The sequence below is a fragment of the Agarivorans sp. Alg241-V36 genome (assembly GCF_900537085.1).
GTDB lineage: Bacteria > Pseudomonadota > Gammaproteobacteria > Enterobacterales > Celerinatantimonadaceae > Agarivorans.
The window spans coordinates 323,000-342,507 of sequence record NZ_UNRE01000002.1 but is presented as its reverse complement, the minus strand read 5'-3'; the positions used below and the strand labels follow the sequence as shown (position 1 = coordinate 342,507).

20 protein-coding genes are annotated in these 19,508 nt (G+C 44.5%); 7 read left to right on the top strand and 13 right to left on the bottom strand.

Translation table 11 applies throughout. The features are described 5' to 3' along the window. Positions 1-13: 13 nt before the first annotated feature. The 7 genes from G6R11_RS06010 to G6R11_RS05980 all read right to left on the bottom strand — a co-directional run bounded on the left by G6R11_RS06010 (position 14) and on the right by G6R11_RS05980 (position 4,415). Positions 14-151: a hypothetical protein gene (locus tag G6R11_RS06010; RefSeq protein ID WP_163132182.1), complete on the bottom strand. Its 138-nt coding sequence runs from the start codon at positions 149-151 to the stop codon at positions 14-16. Between the two features lie 114 nt (positions 152-265). Further along, positions 266-991, bottom strand: coding sequence for an HNH endonuclease (locus G6R11_RS06005; protein WP_163132181.1), 726 nt, complete (start codon positions 989-991; stop codon positions 266-268). Between the two features lie 129 nt (positions 992-1,120). Then, entirely contained in the window at positions 1,121-1,771 is a 651-nt protein-coding gene (locus G6R11_RS06000) for a hypothetical protein (RefSeq protein ID WP_163132180.1), read from the bottom strand. Between the two features lie 113 nt (positions 1,772-1,884). Then, positions 1,885-2,283, bottom strand: a complete 399-nt coding sequence (locus G6R11_RS05995; RefSeq protein ID WP_163132179.1) for a hypothetical protein — start codon at positions 2,281-2,283, stop codon at positions 1,885-1,887. A 116-nt stretch (positions 2,284-2,399) separates the two neighbouring features. After that, on the bottom strand, positions 2,400-2,813 hold the full coding sequence (locus G6R11_RS05990; RefSeq protein WP_163132178.1) for a hypothetical protein: 414 nt from the start codon (positions 2,811-2,813) through the stop codon (positions 2,400-2,402). 123 nt (positions 2,814-2,936) lie between these two features. Beyond that, positions 2,937-3,434, bottom strand: a complete 498-nt coding sequence (locus G6R11_RS05985; RefSeq protein WP_205472619.1) for a GNAT family N-acetyltransferase — start codon at positions 3,432-3,434, stop codon at positions 2,937-2,939. A gap of 282 nt (positions 3,435-3,716) precedes the next feature. Continuing rightward, the gene (locus tag G6R11_RS05980) at positions 3,717-4,415 is read right to left on the bottom strand and encodes a hypothetical protein (protein WP_240352408.1); all 699 of its coding nucleotides are present in this window, start codon (positions 4,413-4,415) and stop codon (positions 3,717-3,719) included. 240 nt (positions 4,416-4,655) lie between these two features. Between G6R11_RS05980 and G6R11_RS05975 the strand changes: the two genes are divergently transcribed. The 4 genes from G6R11_RS05975 to G6R11_RS05960 all read left to right on the top strand — a co-directional run bounded on the left by G6R11_RS05975 (position 4,656) and on the right by G6R11_RS05960 (position 11,265). Then, positions 4,656-5,537: a LysR family transcriptional regulator gene (locus tag G6R11_RS05975; protein ID WP_163132176.1), complete on the top strand. Its 882-nt coding sequence runs from the start codon at positions 4,656-4,658 to the stop codon at positions 5,535-5,537. Between the two features lie 101 nt (positions 5,538-5,638). Beyond that, positions 5,639-6,721 carry an efflux RND transporter periplasmic adaptor subunit gene (locus tag G6R11_RS05970; RefSeq protein WP_163132175.1) on the top strand — a complete coding sequence of 361 codons (1,083 nt, stop codon included), beginning with the start codon at positions 5,639-5,641 and terminating at the stop codon, positions 6,719-6,721. A 1-nt stretch (position 6,722) separates the two neighbouring features. Then, positions 6,723-9,806: an efflux RND transporter permease subunit gene (locus G6R11_RS05965; protein WP_163132174.1), complete on the top strand. Its 3,084-nt coding sequence runs from the start codon at positions 6,723-6,725 to the stop codon at positions 9,804-9,806. Continuing rightward, positions 9,793-11,265: an efflux transporter outer membrane subunit gene (locus tag G6R11_RS05960; protein WP_163132173.1), complete on the top strand. Its 1,473-nt coding sequence runs from the start codon at positions 9,793-9,795 to the stop codon at positions 11,263-11,265. The genes G6R11_RS05965 and G6R11_RS05960 overlap by 14 nt, the downstream gene beginning before the upstream one ends. Before the next feature lie 97 nt (positions 11,266-11,362). Here the strand turns inward: G6R11_RS05960 and G6R11_RS05955 are convergent, their stop codons facing one another. The 3 genes from G6R11_RS05955 to G6R11_RS05945 all read right to left on the bottom strand — a co-directional run bounded on the left by G6R11_RS05955 (position 11,363) and on the right by G6R11_RS05945 (position 14,002). After that, complete coding sequence (locus tag G6R11_RS05955) at positions 11,363-11,968, bottom strand: YiiX/YebB-like N1pC/P60 family cysteine hydrolase (RefSeq protein ID WP_163132172.1); 606 nt, start codon at positions 11,966-11,968, stop codon at positions 11,363-11,365. Between the two features lie 373 nt (positions 11,969-12,341). After that, on the bottom strand, positions 12,342-12,854 hold the full coding sequence (locus G6R11_RS05950; RefSeq protein ID WP_163132171.1) for a PEP-CTERM sorting domain-containing protein: 513 nt from the start codon (positions 12,852-12,854) through the stop codon (positions 12,342-12,344). A gap of 269 nt (positions 12,855-13,123) precedes the next feature. Then, complete coding sequence (locus tag G6R11_RS05945) at positions 13,124-14,002, bottom strand: LysR family transcriptional regulator (protein ID WP_163132170.1); 879 nt, start codon at positions 14,000-14,002, stop codon at positions 13,124-13,126. 94 nt (positions 14,003-14,096) lie between these two features. Between G6R11_RS05945 and G6R11_RS05940 the strand changes: the two genes are divergently transcribed. Continuing rightward, positions 14,097-14,609 (top strand): lactoylglutathione lyase family protein, encoded by a 513-nt coding sequence (locus G6R11_RS05940; RefSeq protein ID WP_163132169.1) that lies wholly within the window; start codon positions 14,097-14,099, stop codon positions 14,607-14,609. A gap of 55 nt (positions 14,610-14,664) precedes the next feature. Here the strand turns inward: G6R11_RS05940 and G6R11_RS05935 are convergent, their stop codons facing one another. The 3 genes from G6R11_RS05935 to G6R11_RS05925 form a co-directional block, all read right to left on the bottom strand. Beyond that, the gene (locus G6R11_RS05935; RefSeq protein WP_163132168.1) at positions 14,665-15,138 is read right to left on the bottom strand and encodes a DUF1772 domain-containing protein; all 474 of its coding nucleotides are present in this window, start codon (positions 15,136-15,138) and stop codon (positions 14,665-14,667) included. A 9-nt stretch (positions 15,139-15,147) separates the two neighbouring features. Continuing rightward, a complete protein-coding gene (locus G6R11_RS05930) occupies positions 15,148-16,041 on the bottom strand; it encodes a DMT family transporter (protein ID WP_163132167.1) in 894 nt (297 codons plus the stop codon). Positions 16,042-16,186: 145 nt separating this feature from the next. Next, positions 16,187-17,098 carry a LysR family transcriptional regulator gene (locus tag G6R11_RS05925; RefSeq protein ID WP_163132166.1) on the bottom strand — a complete coding sequence of 304 codons (912 nt, stop codon included), beginning with the start codon at positions 17,096-17,098 and terminating at the stop codon, positions 16,187-16,189. Between the two features lie 156 nt (positions 17,099-17,254). On the opposite strand from G6R11_RS05925, the gene G6R11_RS05920 reads away from it, so the two are divergent. Next, positions 17,255-17,944, top strand: coding sequence for a type 1 glutamine amidotransferase domain-containing protein (locus G6R11_RS05920; protein ID WP_163132165.1), 690 nt, complete (start codon positions 17,255-17,257; stop codon positions 17,942-17,944). Positions 17,945-18,231: 287 nt separating this feature from the next. After that, positions 18,232-19,389 (top strand): iron-containing alcohol dehydrogenase, encoded by a 1,158-nt coding sequence (locus G6R11_RS05915; RefSeq protein WP_163132164.1) that lies wholly within the window; start codon positions 18,232-18,234, stop codon positions 19,387-19,389. Positions 19,390-19,508: the final 119 nt, after the last annotated feature.

Sequence of the window (19,508 nt, the reverse complement as noted above, 5' to 3'; positions counted from 1 at the left end):
CTACATCATCACCCTAATCTTCTTCCAATGAAAAATGATATTCGTCTAGTGCCAATACATAACAAGCTCTTAACCAATAAAAGTATTTCCCAAACTCGGAAATACTTACTGGCTTGCCATCAGATTGAATTGTGAAAGCTACTTCTTCCATAGTCCCTATGCTCCCTCTAGAAATTCAACGCCTCGTTCAGCGGCGAAAAATAGTTGGCTACAATTTGTGAGGAACGAACAACGCCAACTGTTTTTTGTCCGTTTAAACGACTTGTTATGTGAATCTTGGGGCAGAGTTTTGCTTTACAATATGATGAAGTGAACCAGCAGCATTGCTACACAAAGACTCCACATTGAAATATAGCTCCCAAAACTCATCACGGCGATGGGAAGTTTCTGGATCCATTTCATTATAAAACATCACCCTATATTTGAATTCATATGGTCCGCATTGAAATTCAACGCCCTCTTTTTCAAAAACTTGATTCAATGTAACAATTGCATCTTTAAGGATAGAAACATAATTATTCATGTTCGCAGGAACAATAGTTGTTTCAATATTTTTTTGTAATTGCGAAAGGTTATTCAAATCTGAGTCAGATAATTGGATTTGTATTCCACAGCATGCATTTGAAAGAATAGAGGCGATTCTTGCTGTTGAAAGACCAAAAAACAATGCATTAAAATAGTTGAACTGTCCATTATTAAAAGTTTCACGTACATTTTGATGCCTTAATTTAATATGGTGCAAGTCGGCTACTGGATATTGATCTGGATATTTATCAATTTTTTCTCGATGACAACTGACACACAGATAAATTAAATTATCTGGTGAGTTTCTTTCTATTAACGTTAAATTACTTTTACCCCTAGGCCCATCTGGAGTCTCAGCGACAATATGAGCAGCTTCACCATCCGCCCCAATGTTCTTATTACAAAGGGCACATACACCTAGTGACTCAGCTAAAATAATATTTCTTACTCTCGATGATACTGACATAAAACTCCTGATAATATGCTATTCGCCTAACGCCGCCTTAAGCTGTGAGTGAGCGTGTGCCATGTTTGAGCGAAGCGAGTTCGGCACGCGTTTACGAATCAGACTTGAAGGCTTTGTTATACAAATTTTCTAGCCAAATGATTCGCACCAACTCTTCACCCTACCTTCAAATGGCCGCTTGATTGGTACACCTGAATCAGCACTTTGATTTATATTCAGTGCGTCTTTTGTTTCCTTGTATTTTTTCATACCCAACGAGTTAGCCCAATAGTAAAGCCCCCAATTGGGCAAATCCCAACTTGGGTCATACTGATTGTACTCATAGTCTACGTAGTAAAGCTCTTCATTCATAACTACGAAATTATCGGGAAAATAGTCAATGTTAAGCCCAGCATCCTTTAAGACCTTCGCCATGTCGAAAACTTGCTTCACACAAAATTCTGGTATTGCGTCAGCAATGACCAAGTCTGTGACAAGTTCACCGTGAATATAGTCTTTTAGCAAAAAGTTGCTCTCTGCATTCGCTTCAATCAAACGAGGTACTTTGATACCAAGGCTCGCTAGTTTTTGAAAAGCTTCGACTTCCAGATCTACTTTGTTAGCGTCACCAAATGAGTAGTAGGTGCACGGCTCATAGTGCATAAACTTGATGACATATTCGCCATCATTACTTTCAGCCAAGTATGAGTAACCTGACTTGCCTTTACCCAAGAACTTGCGGATGACCACTTCACCTAGCTTTGTGGTAACTCGTTCTCCAACTGAATTAGTAATGTCCATATTTGACCTATTTTGTATAACGCCCTAAAAATGGGTAAGTGCAGCGGCTCCGCCGCGTCGTAGCACTTGTCCCCGCGAGGTGCGCAGCGACGAGTGCTGGATTGTTTTGCTTGTTAAGCATCGCTTGGTTTGCGCAGATGTTTTACTACTAGGTAATACGCCCAAGATATGACGAGTAATAACACGCTCAAGAAGCCTACAAATTCAGGGATCAGCAAATAGTAGCGCTCTTTGCTGCTTGCCCCTTCAAGCAAACAGCTCCCCCATAAAATGACGGACAAGGTCAGCGATGCATAAGTCACACGCCTGTAAAGGCCAATACCAACGTTCTTTGGCGTCAACTTTTTAGCTGCGAGTATGCACAAAAGGCTCGGTAACGCTGAAACAACTGCAACAATTGATATGAACAAAGCTATCTCTGTCAAAGCAGCGCTAGAGGTTCCGATATCCTGCCATACGTCAGCTCCAGCCATAAGTGCAACAACTAGCACACAGATGTATATTTTACTCATTGAACTCCTTTGAACTATGCATGCTTAACGCCGCATTAAGCGGACAAAAATAGTAGGTTAAAATGTGTAGCGAAGCGAAACGTAACCCACTGTTTTTGTTCAGTTTAAATGCTTTGTTAGTTTTTACACACGCTATAATCAATATTTTCGGGTGCTTTACTTGGCATTTTATCAACTTGAAAGTATCCCCAAATAGAAAAAATAATAAGGACTATAGGGATCAATAGCTGAATTACTGACATTAAACTACTTTTCCAACCTCGTATTATTTTGGTTGGTTTGAAAACTTTAAACCCTTTGGGTGGAAATTGTTTTTGGATGAGTCCTTTATAACCAATTGGGGCCGTAAATGGACCGATCACAATGGCGCATAAAAGTGGTAAGCCTACAAATAAGGCATACCACACTACTGAAATTCCTGAGTATCCGAAAGGAGTATGGCAATGTGCAGTATCAACATACCAATTGATAAATGGAAGATACCATTTATCGTTAATAATATATGCCAAAACACCTAGTAAAAGAGCCAATAATATTCTCTTGAACTTTTCTGGTTTTGAATACTCTTCAGCGTATTCGATAACTCACTCCTTGAGTAAAACTAACGCTTACAGCATTGGCGCGGTCTTTTTCGCGTCCATTGCCTGTGATTGTTATGGTGTGAGTTTCTTGCCCATACATATAGAGCGCTCCACACCAACATAATTTCCATAACCATCTATTTCTAAGTAGCGTTGACTTGAGTAGAAATTTACGGCGTTTTCATTAATCCTACGAGTGGATAAGACTGCCTCAGAGTAACCTAATTGGATGGCAACCCTCTCCAACTCAGAAATTAGGAATTTTCCAACACCTTTCTTTTTAGAATACATTCGTTTTATTTCACAGGTACCTTTGTTGATGTAACGAATGCAGCCAGTACCCATCGGTTTTTTGTCGCTGTAGACAACGACTATGGAATCCGTCGAAGGATTAAAACTTTCTGTGCTAAAGGACGACTCACCAGTGTCACCGGTTAGCAACCCTAATTCTTGGTTTAATTCAGATATTAATGACAAATAGTCCGAATCATTTGGATCTACTGTTTTAGAGACAGGCTTCATCTTTAACCATAACAACTTATTAACAGGAAAAATTCCTTGTTTAAACAAGGGGTTTTTCCTCTTTTCACGCATTTTATAATACAAAGGCTACCACCTTTCCTGCGCTACATCAGCTATCTAGCTCTAAAAGTAACAAAATCATCAGCATGGAAGTATGCAAACACTTGTGGAAAGTAGGAATCGCAGATTGCCTGTATAAATTCACACCAAATCTATGTTTTTTATGTCTTTAGCTAAGCGCTCTTTTCTCTGTAGCATTCGCGATAAAGTGCAGGTGTAAGGCTTAAACTCAGCAGAACTAAGCGCTACTGAGTTTAAGCTGGAGTTAGATTAAAAGTAGACGCTAGCTTGTAGCCAACCTACTGTGTCTTCTTTCGAGATTTTGCTATCTGCTGTGTGGTCAATTTTAATGCCCACAGAGAAGCTGCTATTAATCATGTAGCCGCCGCCCACTTCAATTTGCGGCACAAAGTCTTTAGCTCGGCTTACGTAAGTGGCTTTAGGGTTGGCATATAACCAATGACCATCATCAAAGGCGTACATGGCGTATAAACCGCCTTGCACTAGCGATGAATCTTTAAAGGTTTCGCTACTGTCTTTAATTGGCATGTCTAGCTTACTTTTCATGTAGCCGCCGTAAAGCATTGGGAATAGCGAGATGTTCTTAGTGATATCGAATTTGTACATACCACCAACCAGTGCTGTGGTGGTATTACGATCCCCAACTACGTCTACTGAGTAGCCCAAGCCATCGTTAACTTTGAAGTAACGAACCCGATAATCAAAATCCACTTTACCTTGATCATCTTTTTTGTCGGCGGCGCCTAAATCAGCAAAAATCATATTGCCTTCGCCCCAGCCATAGGTGCCGTTTAACTGCGTACGTTCACTACTACGAGAAACACCTAAAGAGCTAAAGGTTGCGGTTGGGTCGCCATAGTTCACGTCGGCTTTTGCCTCGGCAGCTTGCTCTGCCATTACGCCAGATGAGATAGCCACTAAGGCCACTGCTAAAATTGTCTTGTTCATTTTTTTACCTGCTAATAATGAAATGCCCTTTAGAAAAGAGCGGCATTCCATAGCCGCAAGTGATTGGCAACAGTTTAATGCCGCAAGCCTAGGCTGCTAAACGCGCACCTATTAGTTTTGCTTACAGGTAAATAGCCAACATGCTTGGTCTGAGCCCATATGCATTAGCAATTTATTTGATTTGCTCAAAATAGCTGATAGGCTTCGGCGTGTTTGTATCTAATTTGGTGACAATAAATCATGCGAGTAGAAGACCTTTCCTTGTTCATAAAAGTGGTGGAATCTGGCAGTTTTAGCGCGGCAGCCCATTCGCTGGACTTACCTCGAGCAAATGTAAGCCGGCGCATCAACGAATTAGAACAAAGCCTAAGTACTCGGCTATTTGTTCGCACCACGCGTAAGCTAAACCTTACCACTCAAGGCCAGCAGTACTACGAAAGCATGCAAGACATTATTCGACGCCTTAACGACGCAAACAGCGCCTTGCATAGCCATACTGCTAGCCCGAGTGGTTTGGTTAAAATGGGGGTTAATGTAGGGAGTGATCACTATGTGATCGACATTCTAAAAAGCTTTAAACAACGCTATCCCGATATTAATGTTGAGGCGCGTTATTCTAACGAAAGCTACCAAGGTTTATTTGAGCATGGCCTTGATATGGCTATGTATGTAGGCTCGTTAGACGACTCTAGTTTTATTGCTAGAAAGCTAGGTGGCTTTAGCAAAGTGATTATTGCCAGCCCCGAGTATTTAGAACAAAACCCCGTTCCTGTTACTCCGCAAGATTTACTGCAACATAGCTGCATTATTTACCGAAGCTATAGCCAAAAACTAGAAAATCGTTGGCAGTTTACCAACCAAGAAATTGAAGTAAGCTATCACCATATTAGTAATAACTACGCCCATATTGCTCAAGCTGTTGAGGCGGGTATGGGCATAGCCCTAGTACCCTATATTTTGGCTTATCCAATGATAGAAAAAGGCACGGTATGCCACCTAATGAAAGACTACGTCTCTTCTTCTGAAGAGGCTTGGATGGTATACCCAAGCCGCAACGGTTTAACCCATACGGCAAGGTTACTGCTAGATTATATTGTTTCTCGTGTACCGGAGTATTTATAATTGTCACGTTTTTTATGACACACAAGAACATGTTGGCTAGCAGATAGCCTTAATAAAACTGTTTACCATGCGTGCACTTAAATCTTCCTCCGGAGCACGCAATGAAATACTCCTATCTCGCTATAGCATTAAGCGCTACTTTGCTAAGTGCATGCAGCAATGAACAAACCTCAGAAATCGGTAATGTACAACTGCGCCCTGTTAAGGTTATTAGCTTAAGTGCCGCCAAGCAGGCAAATAGCAGCTACTACAATGGCGTATTGCAATCGAGCACTAGCTCAAAGCTGGCCTTTCGTGTTCCGGGAACCATTCAAGACATTCTGGTGACTAACGGGCAGTCGGTAAGCAAAGGGCAAGTGCTGGCGCGCTTAGATCCGCACGACTACCAAGTGAGCCTGCTAGAGCTAGAAGCCAAACTGCTGGAAGCAAAATCAGCTCAAGCACTGGCTCACAACGAATACCAACGGGTTGAGCAAGCCTCACAAGACAACGCTATTGCGCCAGTTAACCTAAATCGCGCCTTAAGTGGCAAGCAGCGAGCCGACGCCACCGTTGAAGTGGTAAATCAAAACATTCAGCGGGCTAAAGATGCACTTCGCTACACCGAATTACGTGCGCCGTTTGATGGGGTAATCGCGCAGCGCTTTGCCGAAGAGCACGAACAAGCCGTGCCCGCATTACGCGTATTTACTTTGCACCAGCCAGAGCAGTTGGAAGCGGTGATAGATGTACCAGAAAACCAAATTAGCGCCTTCCAAATGGGCCAAAGTGCGCAAATAAGCTGGCACCAAAGTTCCGATGAGCTAAACGCTAAGGTGAGCGAAATTGCTACGGTGCCGGACTTAATTAAGCAAACCTACACCGTAAAACTTAGCCTTGAGAAAACCACAGATGATGTTTACCCCGGCAAACCCATCCAGTTGACCTTAGCGCAGCCTCAGTTGGAACAAGCACGTTACTGTTTGCCCCATTCAGCCTTAATTCTTGATGGTGCTAATGCCAAGGTTTACCGCGTAAACAATCAAAGGGTTGAGGCGGTAGCCAGCGAGATTGTTAACCAAACTCAGCAGCAAGTATGTGTAAGCGGTGATTTTAACGAGGCAGATAAAATCATCGTAGCTGGCAGTCGCTACTTAAACGAAGGGCAACAAGTCGGCCATCTTTTAGATGCGAAGGAGGGCTAAGATGAACCTCGCAGAATTCGCTATTCGCCAACGCACCTTTGTATGCTTTTTTACCGTGTTATGCATTATTGCAGGCATTGGTTCATACATTGGTTTAGGTAAATTAGAAGACCCCTCATTCACCGTAAAAAGCGCGGTAGTGGTGACTTTGTACCCGGGCGCGTCAGCACAAGAAGTTGAGCTACAGGTTACCGATAAGATAGAAACTCGCCTACAAGAAATGGGCGCGGTTTGGAAGTTACGCAGCCTTTCTCGCCCTGGCAGCTCAATGATTTTTGTTGATCTAAAAGAGAGTACTTTATCGGAAGAGCTCCCTCAGCAATGGGATTTACTGCGTCGTAAAGTTAACGATGTAAAGTTGGAGCTTCCGCCGACTGCTCAAATCAGTATTGTGCAAGACGAGTTCTCTGAAGTGTACGGAATGCTGTTTGCGGTGCACAGTGACGACGCTTCTCCTGCCGAGCTAAAAGCCCATGCAAAAGAACTACAACGCCGTTTAAAAGCCGTTGAAGGGATCAAAAAGGTTGAGCTTCATGGAGTTCCTCAGCAAATCGTTAATATTGACCTACCTACTGAGCGCTTAGCCGAACATCAACTCTCTACAGCACAAATATTTAATCAGTTAACTACCCAAAATATGGTGCTGGACTCAGGCAGTTTTAAACTGGGCGAAGAACGGATAAGGGTGAACCAAAGCGGCACCTTTGAAAGCATTAGTGACATTCAAAATCTATTGCTTAAATCTGGTGTGGCCGACTTAGGAACAGGCCTGATTCGCTTAGGCGACATTGCCGACGTTTACTTGGATTACCAAACCCCAGCATTGTCACAAAGCCGCTATAACGGCGAGACCGCAATTACCGTGGCGGCAAGCCCAGTAGACGGCATTAACGTTGTTGACCTAGGTGATACGCTAAAAGAGGTGATTGCGCAATTTACTAGCGAACTGCCTGTGGGCACCGAGGTAGGCACGATTGCCTTTCAGCCCGACGAAGTACAAAAGTCCATCAATAACTTCGTAAGCAATCTCGTTGAAAGCATAGTGATTGTTGTTGCAGTACTTTGGATTTTCATGGGTATGCGCAGCGCTGCTATTGTGGGTAGTAGCTTGTTAATCACTTTGCTGATTACCCTTATCTACATGCTTATCGCGGGCATTGATTTACAACGGGTATCGGTAGGTTCGTTTATCCTAGCGCTAGGCATGTTGGTTGATAACGCCATTGTGATCACCGATATGTTCAAAGCCAAATTGAACCAAGGTATAGAGCGTTACCAAGCCGCGACCAGCAGTGTAAAAGAAACCGCTATTCCCTTATTAGCCGCTACAGTGATTGCGATTATGGGTGCGACTCCGGTGCTGCTTTCGCAAACCGACGCGGCTGAATTTTCAATTTCAGTCTTTCAAATACTATGTAGCTCATTGTTGCTTTCTTGGTTGATTGCCATGACGCTAACACCGCTTATGTGCTGGGCCTTTATCAAACCTAAGCTTAAGCAGCCAAACCAAGCAGAACCTAAGTTAGCTATCTACTCTCGTCGCGTGCTTAACTGGGTAGTGGCTAAACCTTTTAGTGCTATTGCTTGCATTATTCCAGCGCTATTGGTTACTGCCTTAATCGTGCCTAAAATCGCGATTAACTTTATGCCTGGCTCTGATAGACCGATCTTGTTTCTTGATTACTGGCTGCCCAATGGCGGACAAACCGAGGTGGTATCTCGAGACATGAAAGTGATTGAAAAGTGGCTACTAGAGCAGCCAGAAGTGAGCAGTATTTCCAGCTATATCGGTGCTAGTGCGCCGCGCTTTTCAGTTACCGTTGAACCAGAACCTTTTGACAGCAGCTATGGCCAAGTTCTTATTAACGTTAGCAGCTATGAGGCTATTAATGGGCTCATCGAACGTGGTGATCAATGGCTAATGACTCAGTTTCCAAACGCTGAGCCACGCTTTAGAAACCTAAAACTGGCAACTAAAGACAAGTTTGCCATTGAAGCACGCTTTAAAGGACCTGATCCGCAAGTACTGCAAGACTTGTCAGATCAAGCACAAGCTATCTTTAAGGCTCACCCTAATACCAAGTATGTACGTGACGACTGGCGCCAAAGCAGTAAACAGCTGGTGCCAATCATGAACCAAGAAAAAATGCGCCGTGCTGGCATTAATCGCAGTGATGTTGCGCTATCGATTCAACGTGCTTCAAGTGGTGTTGTAGTGGGTGCGCTACGCCAAGGCGATGAAACGCTGCCAATTAAGATTCAAAGCAGCGATACCGACATTGCTCAATTGGCCAACATCCCGGTTCGCTCAATCTTAGGTTTACACAGTGTGCCACTTAGCCAAGTGGTCGACGGCTTTGAAACTCGTGAAGAACAAAGCATTATTTGGCGCCGTAATCGCGTACCGATTATTACAGCCCAAGCAGCAGTATTTGGGGAAACGCCTTCAGATGTACGTAAAGAGTTAGCCGAGCAAATCTTAGCCATCGAATTACCTTATGGTTACAGCTTTGAATGGGGCGGCGAGTATTACGATGAGAAGCGCGCTATCGACGATACTTTGAGCCAAATTCCAAAAGCAACCTTAATGATGGTCATCATTATGGTGGCGCTATTTAACGGCTTTAAACAACCTGCAATTATTCTCATTACCTTGCCGCTAGCCGCCATTGGTTGTGCTTGGACGCTGTTCTTCTTCGATAAACCCTTTGGTTTTATGGCGCTCACCGGTGCCGTGGCCTTATCGGGAATGATCATCAAAAACGGTATCGTGCTAATAGATCAAATTGAGTTAGAGCGTAAACAAGGTAAAGGCATTAGCGAAGCCATAGTAGAGGCCACAATCAACCGCACCATGGCAATTTCTATGGGCGCGCTAACCACAGTATTGGGCATGGTACCGCTGCTAAGCGACCGCCTATTTGACCAAATGGCAGCCATTATTATTGGCGGTTTAGTGGTGGCGACCTTCTTGTCATTAATCATCATGCCTGCTTGGTATCGGATCTTTTACCGTGAGCCCAAAACAGCACCTAAAGAACAAGATCTAACAGTAAGTTCGGAGCTTAACCATGAACAAAACTAAGCCTTTAACTAAGCGCAAAGCGCTTTCGATAATGGTGATCTCGGTATTAGCAACGGCTTGTGCTAGTTCGCCCGAATACCAAATGCCAGATGCTGAAATGGATTCAATTTATTCGGATCAGCACGCTAATCAGTTTGTTAACCAACAAAACCTTGAGGCCGGTTGGTGGCAACAGTTTAACGATCCGCTTTTGAATGACTTGGTGGTGCAAGCTCAGCAACAGAATTTAAACATCAAAATGGCGGCCAATCGCGTTCAAGCGGCGCAAGCTTACCGCAGTGCGGTAGCGTCATTTAAAGTACCCACCGTAAACTTGGGCGGTGGCTATACCAGCTACCAACTCAGTAAAAACGATCCTTTAGCTGGTCCAGCGTTCGGTATTGAAAATCCCATATCGGGCGGAGAGTTCGACTTAATTGAGCGCCAAAACGGCGGCTTTTTTGCCGGCGTAAATGTAAGCTGGGAAATGGATCTATTTGGCCGCATAGACAAACAAGTTAAGGCTGCCGAGATTAGAGGTGAGCAGGCTGAGATTTATCATCAAGGCATGCACACCTTGGTAAGTGCAGAGATCATTAATAACTACCTGCAATACCGCGGCGCTCAACAACGCATAGCCATTGCCAAACGTAATATTAGTGAGCAAGAAACCGTACTAAAACTGGTTAAGTCACTTAGTGCCAGCGGTTATGGTTCTGACATGGATGTGGCAAAAGCCGAGAGTGCACTGGCCTTAAGCCGTGCCGCCCTGCCCCAACTTAACAGCGCGGAAAGCGTTCACTTAAATCGCATGGCCTTAGTGCTTGCACAAACACCTACCAGCTTGGCAGAGCAACTTGGGGAGCCAGAAGCCCTGCCAAACTTTGAAGGGCTTATCCCATTAGGTCTACCTTCTGATTTACTTAACCAGCGTCCGGACATCAACATTGCCGAACGTGAAATGGCGGCGGTAAATCAAGAGCTAGCGGCCAGTATGGTGGCTGGCTACCCACGCTTTTTCTTAACGGGTGGGCCGGGCCTAAGTGCTGAGAACTTTGATGATTTATTCAAAGCAGACTCAGCCACTTGGCTGGCGAGTATAGGTGTGCAATGGACCTTGTTTGACGGCGGACGAAACGATGCCTTAATAGATATGCAGCAGCAGCGGTTTAATAACAGCGCCCTACATTATCAACAAACGGTAAATGCAGCCTTTGTGGAAGTAGAAACCATGTTAATGGCCTACGGCAACAGCCAAGTATTTGCTCAAAGCATCGACCATGCGAGTAGCCAAGCCGATCTCGCTTTAAGTAAAGCTAACTCGCTATACCGAGCTGGCCTACTGGACCACTTGGCAGTACTCGATGCACAACGCCAGCAAAATTTGCTGCAAGACGCACAAGTGCTTGCTCAACTGCAAACAGCTAACACCATTGTTGGCCTACATAAAAGTTTAGGGGGTGACTGGACGATGCAATAAGTTTGGTCATGTTGACGCTTTGGCAGGTAAGCCTAATTAGCTAGCCTGTTCTCGTTTCGCTAATTAGCCAAAGCGTCCTTTTTACACAAAGTGTTGTTTATATATCTGAAAACAAATCTATTTCTGGTGATAAATAAAAGCCATCATTTAGTTGGGTAAGCTGTTTTTCTGACAGATTAGCTGGCGTGTATTCATTAGAGGGCTTGTGTTTATCTAATAGGCCAATGTGCTGATAAGCCGCGGCAACCAACTCACTGCAAAACAGTGAATCTAAGTTTTCTTGATTCTCACCAAATGGACCTTCCCAACCCGCTCGAGCTAGTTCCCAAAAGTCTTGTTCATAATGGCGCAGCTTCAAGCGCTCAAGCAATTGCATTAACTTAGCTAAGTGTTCGCCGGACAAATTCCCACCGAGTAATTGGCGAATAGAAATACTCCCCAAATGCTGTTTCACTCGCTGATGAAGCGGTACTACCTGCACACCGTTACTGGCTTGCTTAGTATATAAGCAGGTGTCTTTGGAATCGGGAATGGCTTCCCATAAGGTGACAAAATCGTAGCCTTCTAATTCCAGCACCATTCCAACATGGGTCCACTTACTAAAGGTACCGTAGCGAATAATGTCACTACCTAAACCTTTACCAGAAAAAAACACCAAGTCGCCGGTTTTAAGTTGTTTGGCTAATGGGGTGGCCTTTAGCATCCTGCTAACTCTCTCGATAGTCCTAAGGGTCTGTTGACCTTTGGTGTTGAAATTTTGTTCGAGATAAGCGGACTTTAATCGCGGCGAACACTTTGAAACCTAGTGGGCTAAGTAAGAAGTGTTCAACAAAGAGTAAAGTTCGCTTATCCGAACCCTCCGGGCAGTATTTGTTAGCCATTTAATTAGCGTTAGTGAGCGATTATTGAGCCCACTCAACTTCACGCTCACTGCCTTGCCTAAATGGCTAACAAATTGCTGAAAAAACCATCAGCAAAGATCAACAGACCCTAATTAGCTTTATATGATAAAAGTAAAAAGCCCGCAATAGTGCGGGCTTAAATCAAAAAAATTCAAATAGATTGAGTGATTATGCTTAAGTTTTGCGGCGCAATACTAAGCCACATAAACCTAATAACATAATTGCCAAGCTAGCTGGCTCATTAACTTGCGCAGGCAAAGAAAGGTTATTAAGGCGCACTAATACAGTATCTTGATAGCCGCCATTTGGTGTGCTTACAAGCGGGTCATTATAATCACAATGGCTATGACTATTATCAAAGTACTGGGCTGCACATTTATTACCATTGCTAAATAAGTTTTTAGCTGGGACATTGGCAAGCTCTAGTGCGCTAGCAAAACGCCAAGTGCTTACACCTAAGGCGGCATTAAGTGCATCGTCGTAAAGACCACCGGCATATTCCCAGTTGTCGACCAACTGACTACAACCGCCGGAACAGGGTGATGCCCATACCCAATCAAAGATATCACTGCTTACAATCACATCTTCTAGAGGATCTAGAGCAATTACCGTTGCTGCTGATTGTTGTGAAAATACCATGCTTGAGATAAACATGGCGAAAAGAGTGATTTTTTTTATTTGTTTCATTTTCCGCTTTCCTTGCTTTAGTTTGTTAGCAGGCGCGTAAATGCAAAAAATATGCCTATATATCAACACCTTTACTTACATGTACTTAGGTAAAAAAACCACAGCCATCAATTGATACATGTAAAAATAACTGACAGTTATTAAAGCATAAGAATTATAATAAACATTATTTTCAATAGCTTGTTAACTCAGTTTCTACATTTTTTAGCTTTTAGGTGAACGGGAAGCTAAACGTGATATTAATCACAATGTATCCGGTAAGAATTAACTCAGCTTTGGGCTAAGCACTGCTGCATAATATCGGTCACTAAGTTAAAGCGAGCGGCTAAACGCTGATAGCGACGCTGTACCAAATAGATGGTTTCACTTACTGGATGACTTAAACGGCTAGCACAAATTAGCTCGGGTTTGGCGAAAGCCGCTACCGCATGCGCAGGTAGAACAGTAAAACCTAAACCCAAGGCTATCGGCTCCAAAATCAAGCCGATTTGGTTGGAAAAACCGCGCAGTTTAAATTGACTGGTTTGCTCAAATTCCGCGTAATTTGCCGACAATAGCAATTGCGAATGATGCGCCCCGTCGGGGTGGTCCACATAACCTAAATCCAATAGTTCCTTCCAGCTAGGATTCTTATACTGTGCCGGCGTAACCAATACCAACGCTTCTTCTGCAAAAACTTGGGTAGACAACTCGCTTAAGGTGCTGGGGCGGGTAATAAAGCCGAGGTCAAGCTGGCGATCAGCCAGCATTTGCTCAATGCTGGCATTAGGCGCAAATTTGTAGTCAAACACCAAATCTGGATGCTTTACCTGTAGATTCAGTAAGTTGGGGTAGAGCTTTAAGCCAACACTGCCGGGGCTAGCAATGCGGCACAAGCCAGCATAGGGGTCATCTTGTTTTAGTGATAGTTCAAGTTGATTAAGCTGAGCTAAGGTTTGTTGCGCTTGTAAATATACTTGCTTGCCTGCTTCGGTAAGGGTGAAACTCTTACCTTCTCGCTGGAGTAAAGCTTGTTGGTAGTATTGCTCTAACTTGCGAATTTGCTGGCTAACCCCTGGCTGAGTCATCGCTAGCTTGTCTGCGGTTCGAGTAAAGTGTCCGGTTTCAATTAGCGTGCAATAGGTTTGTAGCCAGTCAATATTAATCATAATAAAACCTTATTGAATAAACCCTAAAAGATAAGCTCGTGATTCATTATGCAGAACTACACTTGGTTCATCAAACCATGCAAGGAAGTACATCATGAACCAAAACAAACAACCTTACCCTCGTAACTTCTCACACATTGGCATCTCGGTGCCTGATTTAGAGGCAGCCGTTAAGTTTTATACCGAGGTGCTAGGTTGGTATTTAATTATGCCGCCAACCAACATCGTTGAAGACGATAGTGCCATTGGTGAAATGTGTACCGACGTGTTTGGCAGTGGCTGGGATCATTTTCGTATCGCCCACCTCTCCACCGGCGATCGTATAGGAGTAGAACTCTTTGAGTTTAAGAACCAAGAGAACCCAGAAGATAACTTTGAATACTGGAAAACCGGAATTTTTCACTTCTGCGTTCAAGATCCTAATCTGGAAGAACTGGCAGAAAAAGTGGTCGCAGCGGGTGGTAAAAAGCGCATGGCTAAACCTCGCTATTACTACCCAGGGGAAAAGCCTTACCGAATGATTTACATGGAAGACCCATTTGGCAATATTCTAGAAATTTACTCGCACAGCTACGAGCTAACATACTCTGACGGCGCCTATAAGTAGCTAGTTTGCCAAGCAAATAAACCTATAAACAGCCAGCTTGTTAGCTGGCTGTTTGTTAAAGGCCCAATATAAACAAAAACATCGCTAGCGCCGAAGCAAAACTGCGCAGGTGATTCCAACGTGTCCATTCTACTAGATAAGTCTGCCATTGCTGTTTGTGTTGCTCATTTAGCTCATCACTTAATGGAATTAAGGCCAAGGCTTTATTTCTTGGCACATTGGCAAAAGCCGTTACCGCAAAACAACCAAGCAGGTAACAAAGGCTACCCGCTAGCCAACAAAGGTTAAGCTCTACAGAGAACCACAACTGCCAAACAACAAGCGCTAAAGAGAGTAACGCTGCGCCCATAAACAGCCCTAAAAACCCTGGGTTTAATACAGTAATATTAATGCTCTGCATCACCGCTAAGCCTTGTTTGGCGCTCACTCGCGCTAAGGCTGGCATAACAAAGTTTGAAAAAGCCACAAAAATGCCAGCAACTAAACCACTACTAACAGCGGCAGCCATTACTAAAGCTTGCTCAAGCATCCAATCCTCCTACACCACGATCTTTAAGCCGATAACACTAATACACACTAAGCTAATCATTACCCACTGTTTTAGCGTAGGCTTTTCAGCCAATAGCCACCAGCCTAACAACATACTAAATACCATCATGGTGCTTAATATTGCAGCCGCAATCGCCAATGGGCCCAAGGTCATTGCTAAGGCGTAGCAAGCAGTACCAATCACTGTGGGTGATGCAAAAATGAGTATTTGTTTGAACTGCCCAAGGGTGATCTTTTGCATACCGGCTTGCCCGCCAAACTTGCCGCGCGCAAACGCCATCAACATCGCTACTACGCCAATCATCACTTCCCAGCTAAAGCCCACTAGAAAGGGGTGGCTATCACGTGACAGCTTTGCCACCAATATCAGAGCTAAACACATCAAGCCGCCGTAACAAGCGCTGGCTGCAATACCAATAAGAGGTTGGTATTGAGCAGAACTTGCACTTTTTAGGCTGCTATTTTGTGTTTGACTGGCTCCTAACATCAGCACCGCTAACAAGGTAATCCCGGCCATTAGCCATTGCATTGGGCTTAAACTCTCGTCTAAAAACAGCTCGCCTAATAAGCCAACAAACAAGGCAGTAAAAGCCATTGATAAAGCGCTGGCAATACCCACCGGCAGCCTTACAAAGGCGATGGCATTTGCCCAGTTCGCCAAAGCCGCTAAACTTGCCGCTAGCAGCAGCCACATCGATTGTTCAACAAAACCGGCATAGGCCGATTGCGGCACCAGAAACAGCAAAGGAGACATTGTAAACACTAAACTTAAACCGCGGTAAGCCACCGCGCTAAGCAAGTCTGATTGACGATACACCTTGGCCATCAACACCCCTTGCAGGGCGTAAGCGAAGGTGGCAGTTAAGGCAATAATAAAAAACAAGGCAAGATACTCTTTGAGAATTTAGCCCAGCCTACGCAACTCGCTGATAAGCAACAAGGGCTTAAACAAGCTTCGAAATAGCCTAAGCAAAAATCATTAGCCAAACTGAGCTTTGTCGCTCAAGCCCTTGCCCTAAGTTAACCCACTAACGCGCCCGCAGTGATTCTTGCTTGGCTAAGTTCTGCTTTAAGTAATCGATGAGCAAACGTAGTTTTTTAGAGCTAGCCGCACCCTTTGGAAAAACGCAATAAACATCAATATCCTGCAAGGCATAATCAGGCATCACTATTTCTAGCTTTCCGGCATTAATTTTTGGCAAGGCATCGTATAGCGGAACCCGCCCCAAACCGTGGCCACCTTCTACAAACGCGGTGCGCACCGCAGCGTTATTGGTGCTCATACCGCCTTTGGTTTTAATGCTAAATGAGCGAGAACCTTTGCTTAGCTGCAAGGTACTTGAGCCCGCGGTATAGATTACCCATTGGTGAGCATCTAAATCGGCCGGCTTTTGCGGGCGACCGTATTTATTTAAATACTCAGGCGCGCCACATAAACAGGTACTTAGGGTAGTAAGTTTGGCAGCCTGTAAGCCTGAATCATTAAGCGCTGCGCCGCGAATGGCTAAATCAAAGCCATCTTGAATAATATTCACCACTTCGTCGCTTAATACTAAATCAATATTGACCTTAGGGTATAAACGACGAAACTCGTTAATCGCTGGCACGATGGTTTGTAAGCCGGCATTCACCGGACAAGATATTTTAAGCGAGCCTTCTGGCTCTTGCTTAAGGTTTTCTATCTGCAAATTGGCGGCTTTGGCTTGCTCAGCAATGTTATGACATCGCTGATAGTATTGCTCGCCAGCTTCGGTTAAGTGCAAACTGCGGGTTGAGCGATTCAACAAGCTAAGGCCTAAGTGCTTCTCCAGCTTTTTAACGTGATAACTAACCACCGCTCGGGTTATGCCGATATGCTTGGCGGCGGCACTAAAGCTACCCTGCTCCACCACCTGAGCAAATACCACCATGCTTTTTAACTGCTCAAAAGTCACACTCATTGTTTTACTCGCTTTGCCAACACTCAATCCATTGTATCAATTATTCAACCAATCATGTCTATTTAATCTGCATTGTTGGAACAGCCTTGCCCACCTACACTAGCTGCATTGCTACCGCGAACTCGCATAGCCACTATCAACTTAAGGAATAAGCCAATGAGCGCAGCTAAAAAAATACTAATGGTTCTTACCTCTCACGACCAACTGGGTAATACCGAACACAAAACAGGCTTTTGGGTAGAAGAGTTTGCAGCCCCTTACTATGTATTTTTAGATGGCGGTGCAGAAATTACTCTAGCCTCTCCGAACGGCGGCCAACCGCCAATTGACCCGAACAGCGAGCTACCGGGTTTTCAAACCGATGCAACTCGTCGTTTCGACCAAGACGAAGCAGCCAAACAACAATTGGCAAGCACCCACAAGTTAGCCGATGTTAAGGCCAGCGATTACGATGCAGTGTTTTACCCTGGTGGCCACGGCCCACTGTGGGATTTAACCGACAACCCACAATCGATTGCTTTGTTAGAAAGCTTTATTGCTCAAAACAAACCAGTTGCCGCCGTGTGCCATGCCAGCGCCGCCTTATTAAATGTGAAACAAACTGATGGTCAACTATTGGTAAAAGGTAAAGCCGCAACTGGTTTCACTAACAGTGAAGAAGCCGCCGTGCAGCTTACCGAGGTTGTGCCTTTCTTGTTAGAAGATGAACTAAAAGCACGTGGCGCCGATTACCAAGCCGTTGCCGATTGGAACCCCTTTGCAATCCAAGATGGTTTAATGATTACCGGTCAAAACCCAGCGTCTTCAGAGATGGCCGCAGAGAAAGTACTACAGCACTTAGCCTAAGCTAGGGCCTGTTGATCTTTGCTGATGGTTTTTACAGCAATTTCTTAGCCATTTAGGCAAGGCAGTGAGTGTGAAGTTAAGTGGGCTTAATAATCACTCGCTAACGCTGAATAAATGGCTAAGAAATGCTGCCCGAAGGGTTCAGATAAGCGAACTTTACTCTTCGTTGAACACTTTTCACTTAGCCCACTAGGTTTCAAAGTGCTCGCCGCGATTAAAGCCCGCTTATCTTGAATAAAATTTCAACACCAGAGATCAACAGGCCCTAGTTAATTGAAGGAAGTATCATGTTAAATTTTTCGTTCCAAAATAGTACTCAAATCCATTTTGGCGAGGGGCAAATAACCGCCATCGCCAAAGAGATTCCCGCTGATGCAAAAGTACTCGTCACCTATGGCGGAGGCTCAATTAAAAGCAATGGTGTTTATCAGCAAGTAACTAAAGCGCTAGAGAATCATCAGTGGTCTGAGTTTTCCGGCATAGAACCTAATCCAAGCTACCACACACTAATGCGCGCCGTTGAGCAGATAAAAGCGGAAGAGCTGGATTACATTTTAGCTGTGGGTGGCGGTTCGGTAATTGATGGCAGCAAGTTTATTGCAGCCGCAGCATGCTACCAAGGTGACGATCCTTGGGACATCATTGCTAAACAACACCCAGTAGACTCCGCCTTACCACTAGGCGCGGTGCTCACCTTGCCAGCAACGGGTTCTGAAACCAACCCAGCTGCGGTAGTGACTCGCGATGGTACAAAGCTACCCTTTTATGCCTTGGCTGTGCGCCCTAAGTTTGCAGTATTAGACCCAAGCGTGACCTTAAGTTTGTCGCCGCGCCAAGTAAGCAATGGTGTGGTAGATGCCTTTGTGCACGTGATGGAGCAATACCTCACCTACCCGGTAAACGCTAAAATTCAAGACCGCTTTGCCGAAGGGATTTTGCTCACCTTAATTGAAGAAGGTCCAAAAGCGCTTGCTGAAGATAGCAGCCAAAACTTGGAAGTTCGCGCCAACATTATGTGGGCAGCCACCATGGCCTTAAACGGCTTAATTGGAGCTGGCGTGCCGCAAGATTGGGCAAGCCACATGTTAGGTCACGAGTTAACCGCAGCCTATGGCGTAGACCACGCTCGCAGTCTATCAATCACTTTACCTGCGGTAATGAAAATCCGTCGTGAAGCCAAAGCCGACAAACTGCTGCAATATGCGGAGCGTATTTGGGGCATTAATGAAGGCGGAAAGGAGCAACGCATCAACGATGCAATTGCAGCTACCGAAGCCTTCTTCCGCAGCATGCAGGTGCCCGTGCGCCTAAGTGATATAGACTTAGCGGAAAGTGATGTAGAAGTTTTGCTTAACAAACTTGAGCAACACCAAATGGTGGCTTTAGGCGAAGATAAAAAAATCACCTTAGATGTTAGCCGCGAGATCTTAAACGCTGCACTGTAAGTAACCTGAGCTCGGGATAATAAACCGATTTCTAGCGGCTATTTTTACTTATTTCGGTGTTGAAACTACTTGCAATAGACTAGCTATTGGCGCGCAGCTTCGCCTTGAACTAAGCAAAA

What these genes read in the sequence shown, in the direction of transcription:
- G6R11_RS05950 (WP_163132171.1), bottom strand. Translation starts at nt 12,854, where the DNA reads ATGAAACAAATAAAAAAAATCACTCTTTTCGCCATGTTTATCTCAAGC.
- G6R11_RS06010 (WP_163132182.1), bottom strand. Translation starts at nt 151, where the DNA reads ATGGAAGAAGTAGCTTTCACAATTCAATCTGATGGCAAGCCAGTAAGT.
- G6R11_RS06000 (WP_163132180.1), bottom strand. Translation starts at nt 1,771, where the DNA reads ATGGACATTACTAATTCAGTTGGAGAACGAGTTACCACAAAGCTAGGT.
- G6R11_RS05995 (WP_163132179.1), bottom strand. Translation starts at nt 2,283, where the DNA reads ATGAGTAAAATATACATCTGTGTGCTAGTTGTTGCACTTATGGCTGGA.
- G6R11_RS05965 (WP_163132174.1), top strand. Translation starts at nt 6,723, where the DNA reads ATGAACCTCGCAGAATTCGCTATTCGCCAACGCACCTTTGTATGCTTT.
- G6R11_RS05945 (WP_163132170.1), bottom strand. Translation starts at nt 14,002, where the DNA reads ATGATTAATATTGACTGGCTACAAACCTATTGCACGCTAATTGAAACC.
- G6R11_RS05935 (WP_163132168.1), bottom strand. Translation starts at nt 15,138, where the DNA reads ATGCTTGAGCAAGCTTTAGTAATGGCTGCCGCTGTTAGTAGTGGTTTA.
- G6R11_RS05960 (WP_163132173.1), top strand. Translation starts at nt 9,793, where the DNA reads ATGAACAAAACTAAGCCTTTAACTAAGCGCAAAGCGCTTTCGATAATG.
- G6R11_RS05915 (WP_163132164.1), top strand. Translation starts at nt 18,232, where the DNA reads ATGTTAAATTTTTCGTTCCAAAATAGTACTCAAATCCATTTTGGCGAG.
- G6R11_RS05955 (WP_163132172.1), bottom strand. Translation starts at nt 11,968, where the DNA reads ATGCTAAAGGCCACCCCATTAGCCAAACAACTTAAAACCGGCGACTTG.
- G6R11_RS05970 (WP_163132175.1), top strand. Translation starts at nt 5,639, where the DNA reads ATGAAATACTCCTATCTCGCTATAGCATTAAGCGCTACTTTGCTAAGT.
- G6R11_RS05920 (WP_163132165.1), top strand. Translation starts at nt 17,255, where the DNA reads ATGAGCGCAGCTAAAAAAATACTAATGGTTCTTACCTCTCACGACCAA.
- G6R11_RS05980 (WP_240352408.1), bottom strand. Translation starts at nt 4,415, where the DNA reads ATGAACAAGACAATTTTAGCAGTGGCCTTAGTGGCTATCTCATCTGGC.
- G6R11_RS06005 (WP_163132181.1), bottom strand. Translation starts at nt 991, where the DNA reads ATGTCAGTATCATCGAGAGTAAGAAATATTATTTTAGCTGAGTCACTA.
- G6R11_RS05940 (WP_163132169.1), top strand. Translation starts at nt 14,097, where the DNA reads ATGAACCAAAACAAACAACCTTACCCTCGTAACTTCTCACACATTGGC.
- G6R11_RS05925 (WP_163132166.1), bottom strand. Translation starts at nt 17,098, where the DNA reads ATGAGTGTGACTTTTGAGCAGTTAAAAAGCATGGTGGTATTTGCTCAG.
- G6R11_RS05975 (WP_163132176.1), top strand. Translation starts at nt 4,656, where the DNA reads ATGCGAGTAGAAGACCTTTCCTTGTTCATAAAAGTGGTGGAATCTGGC.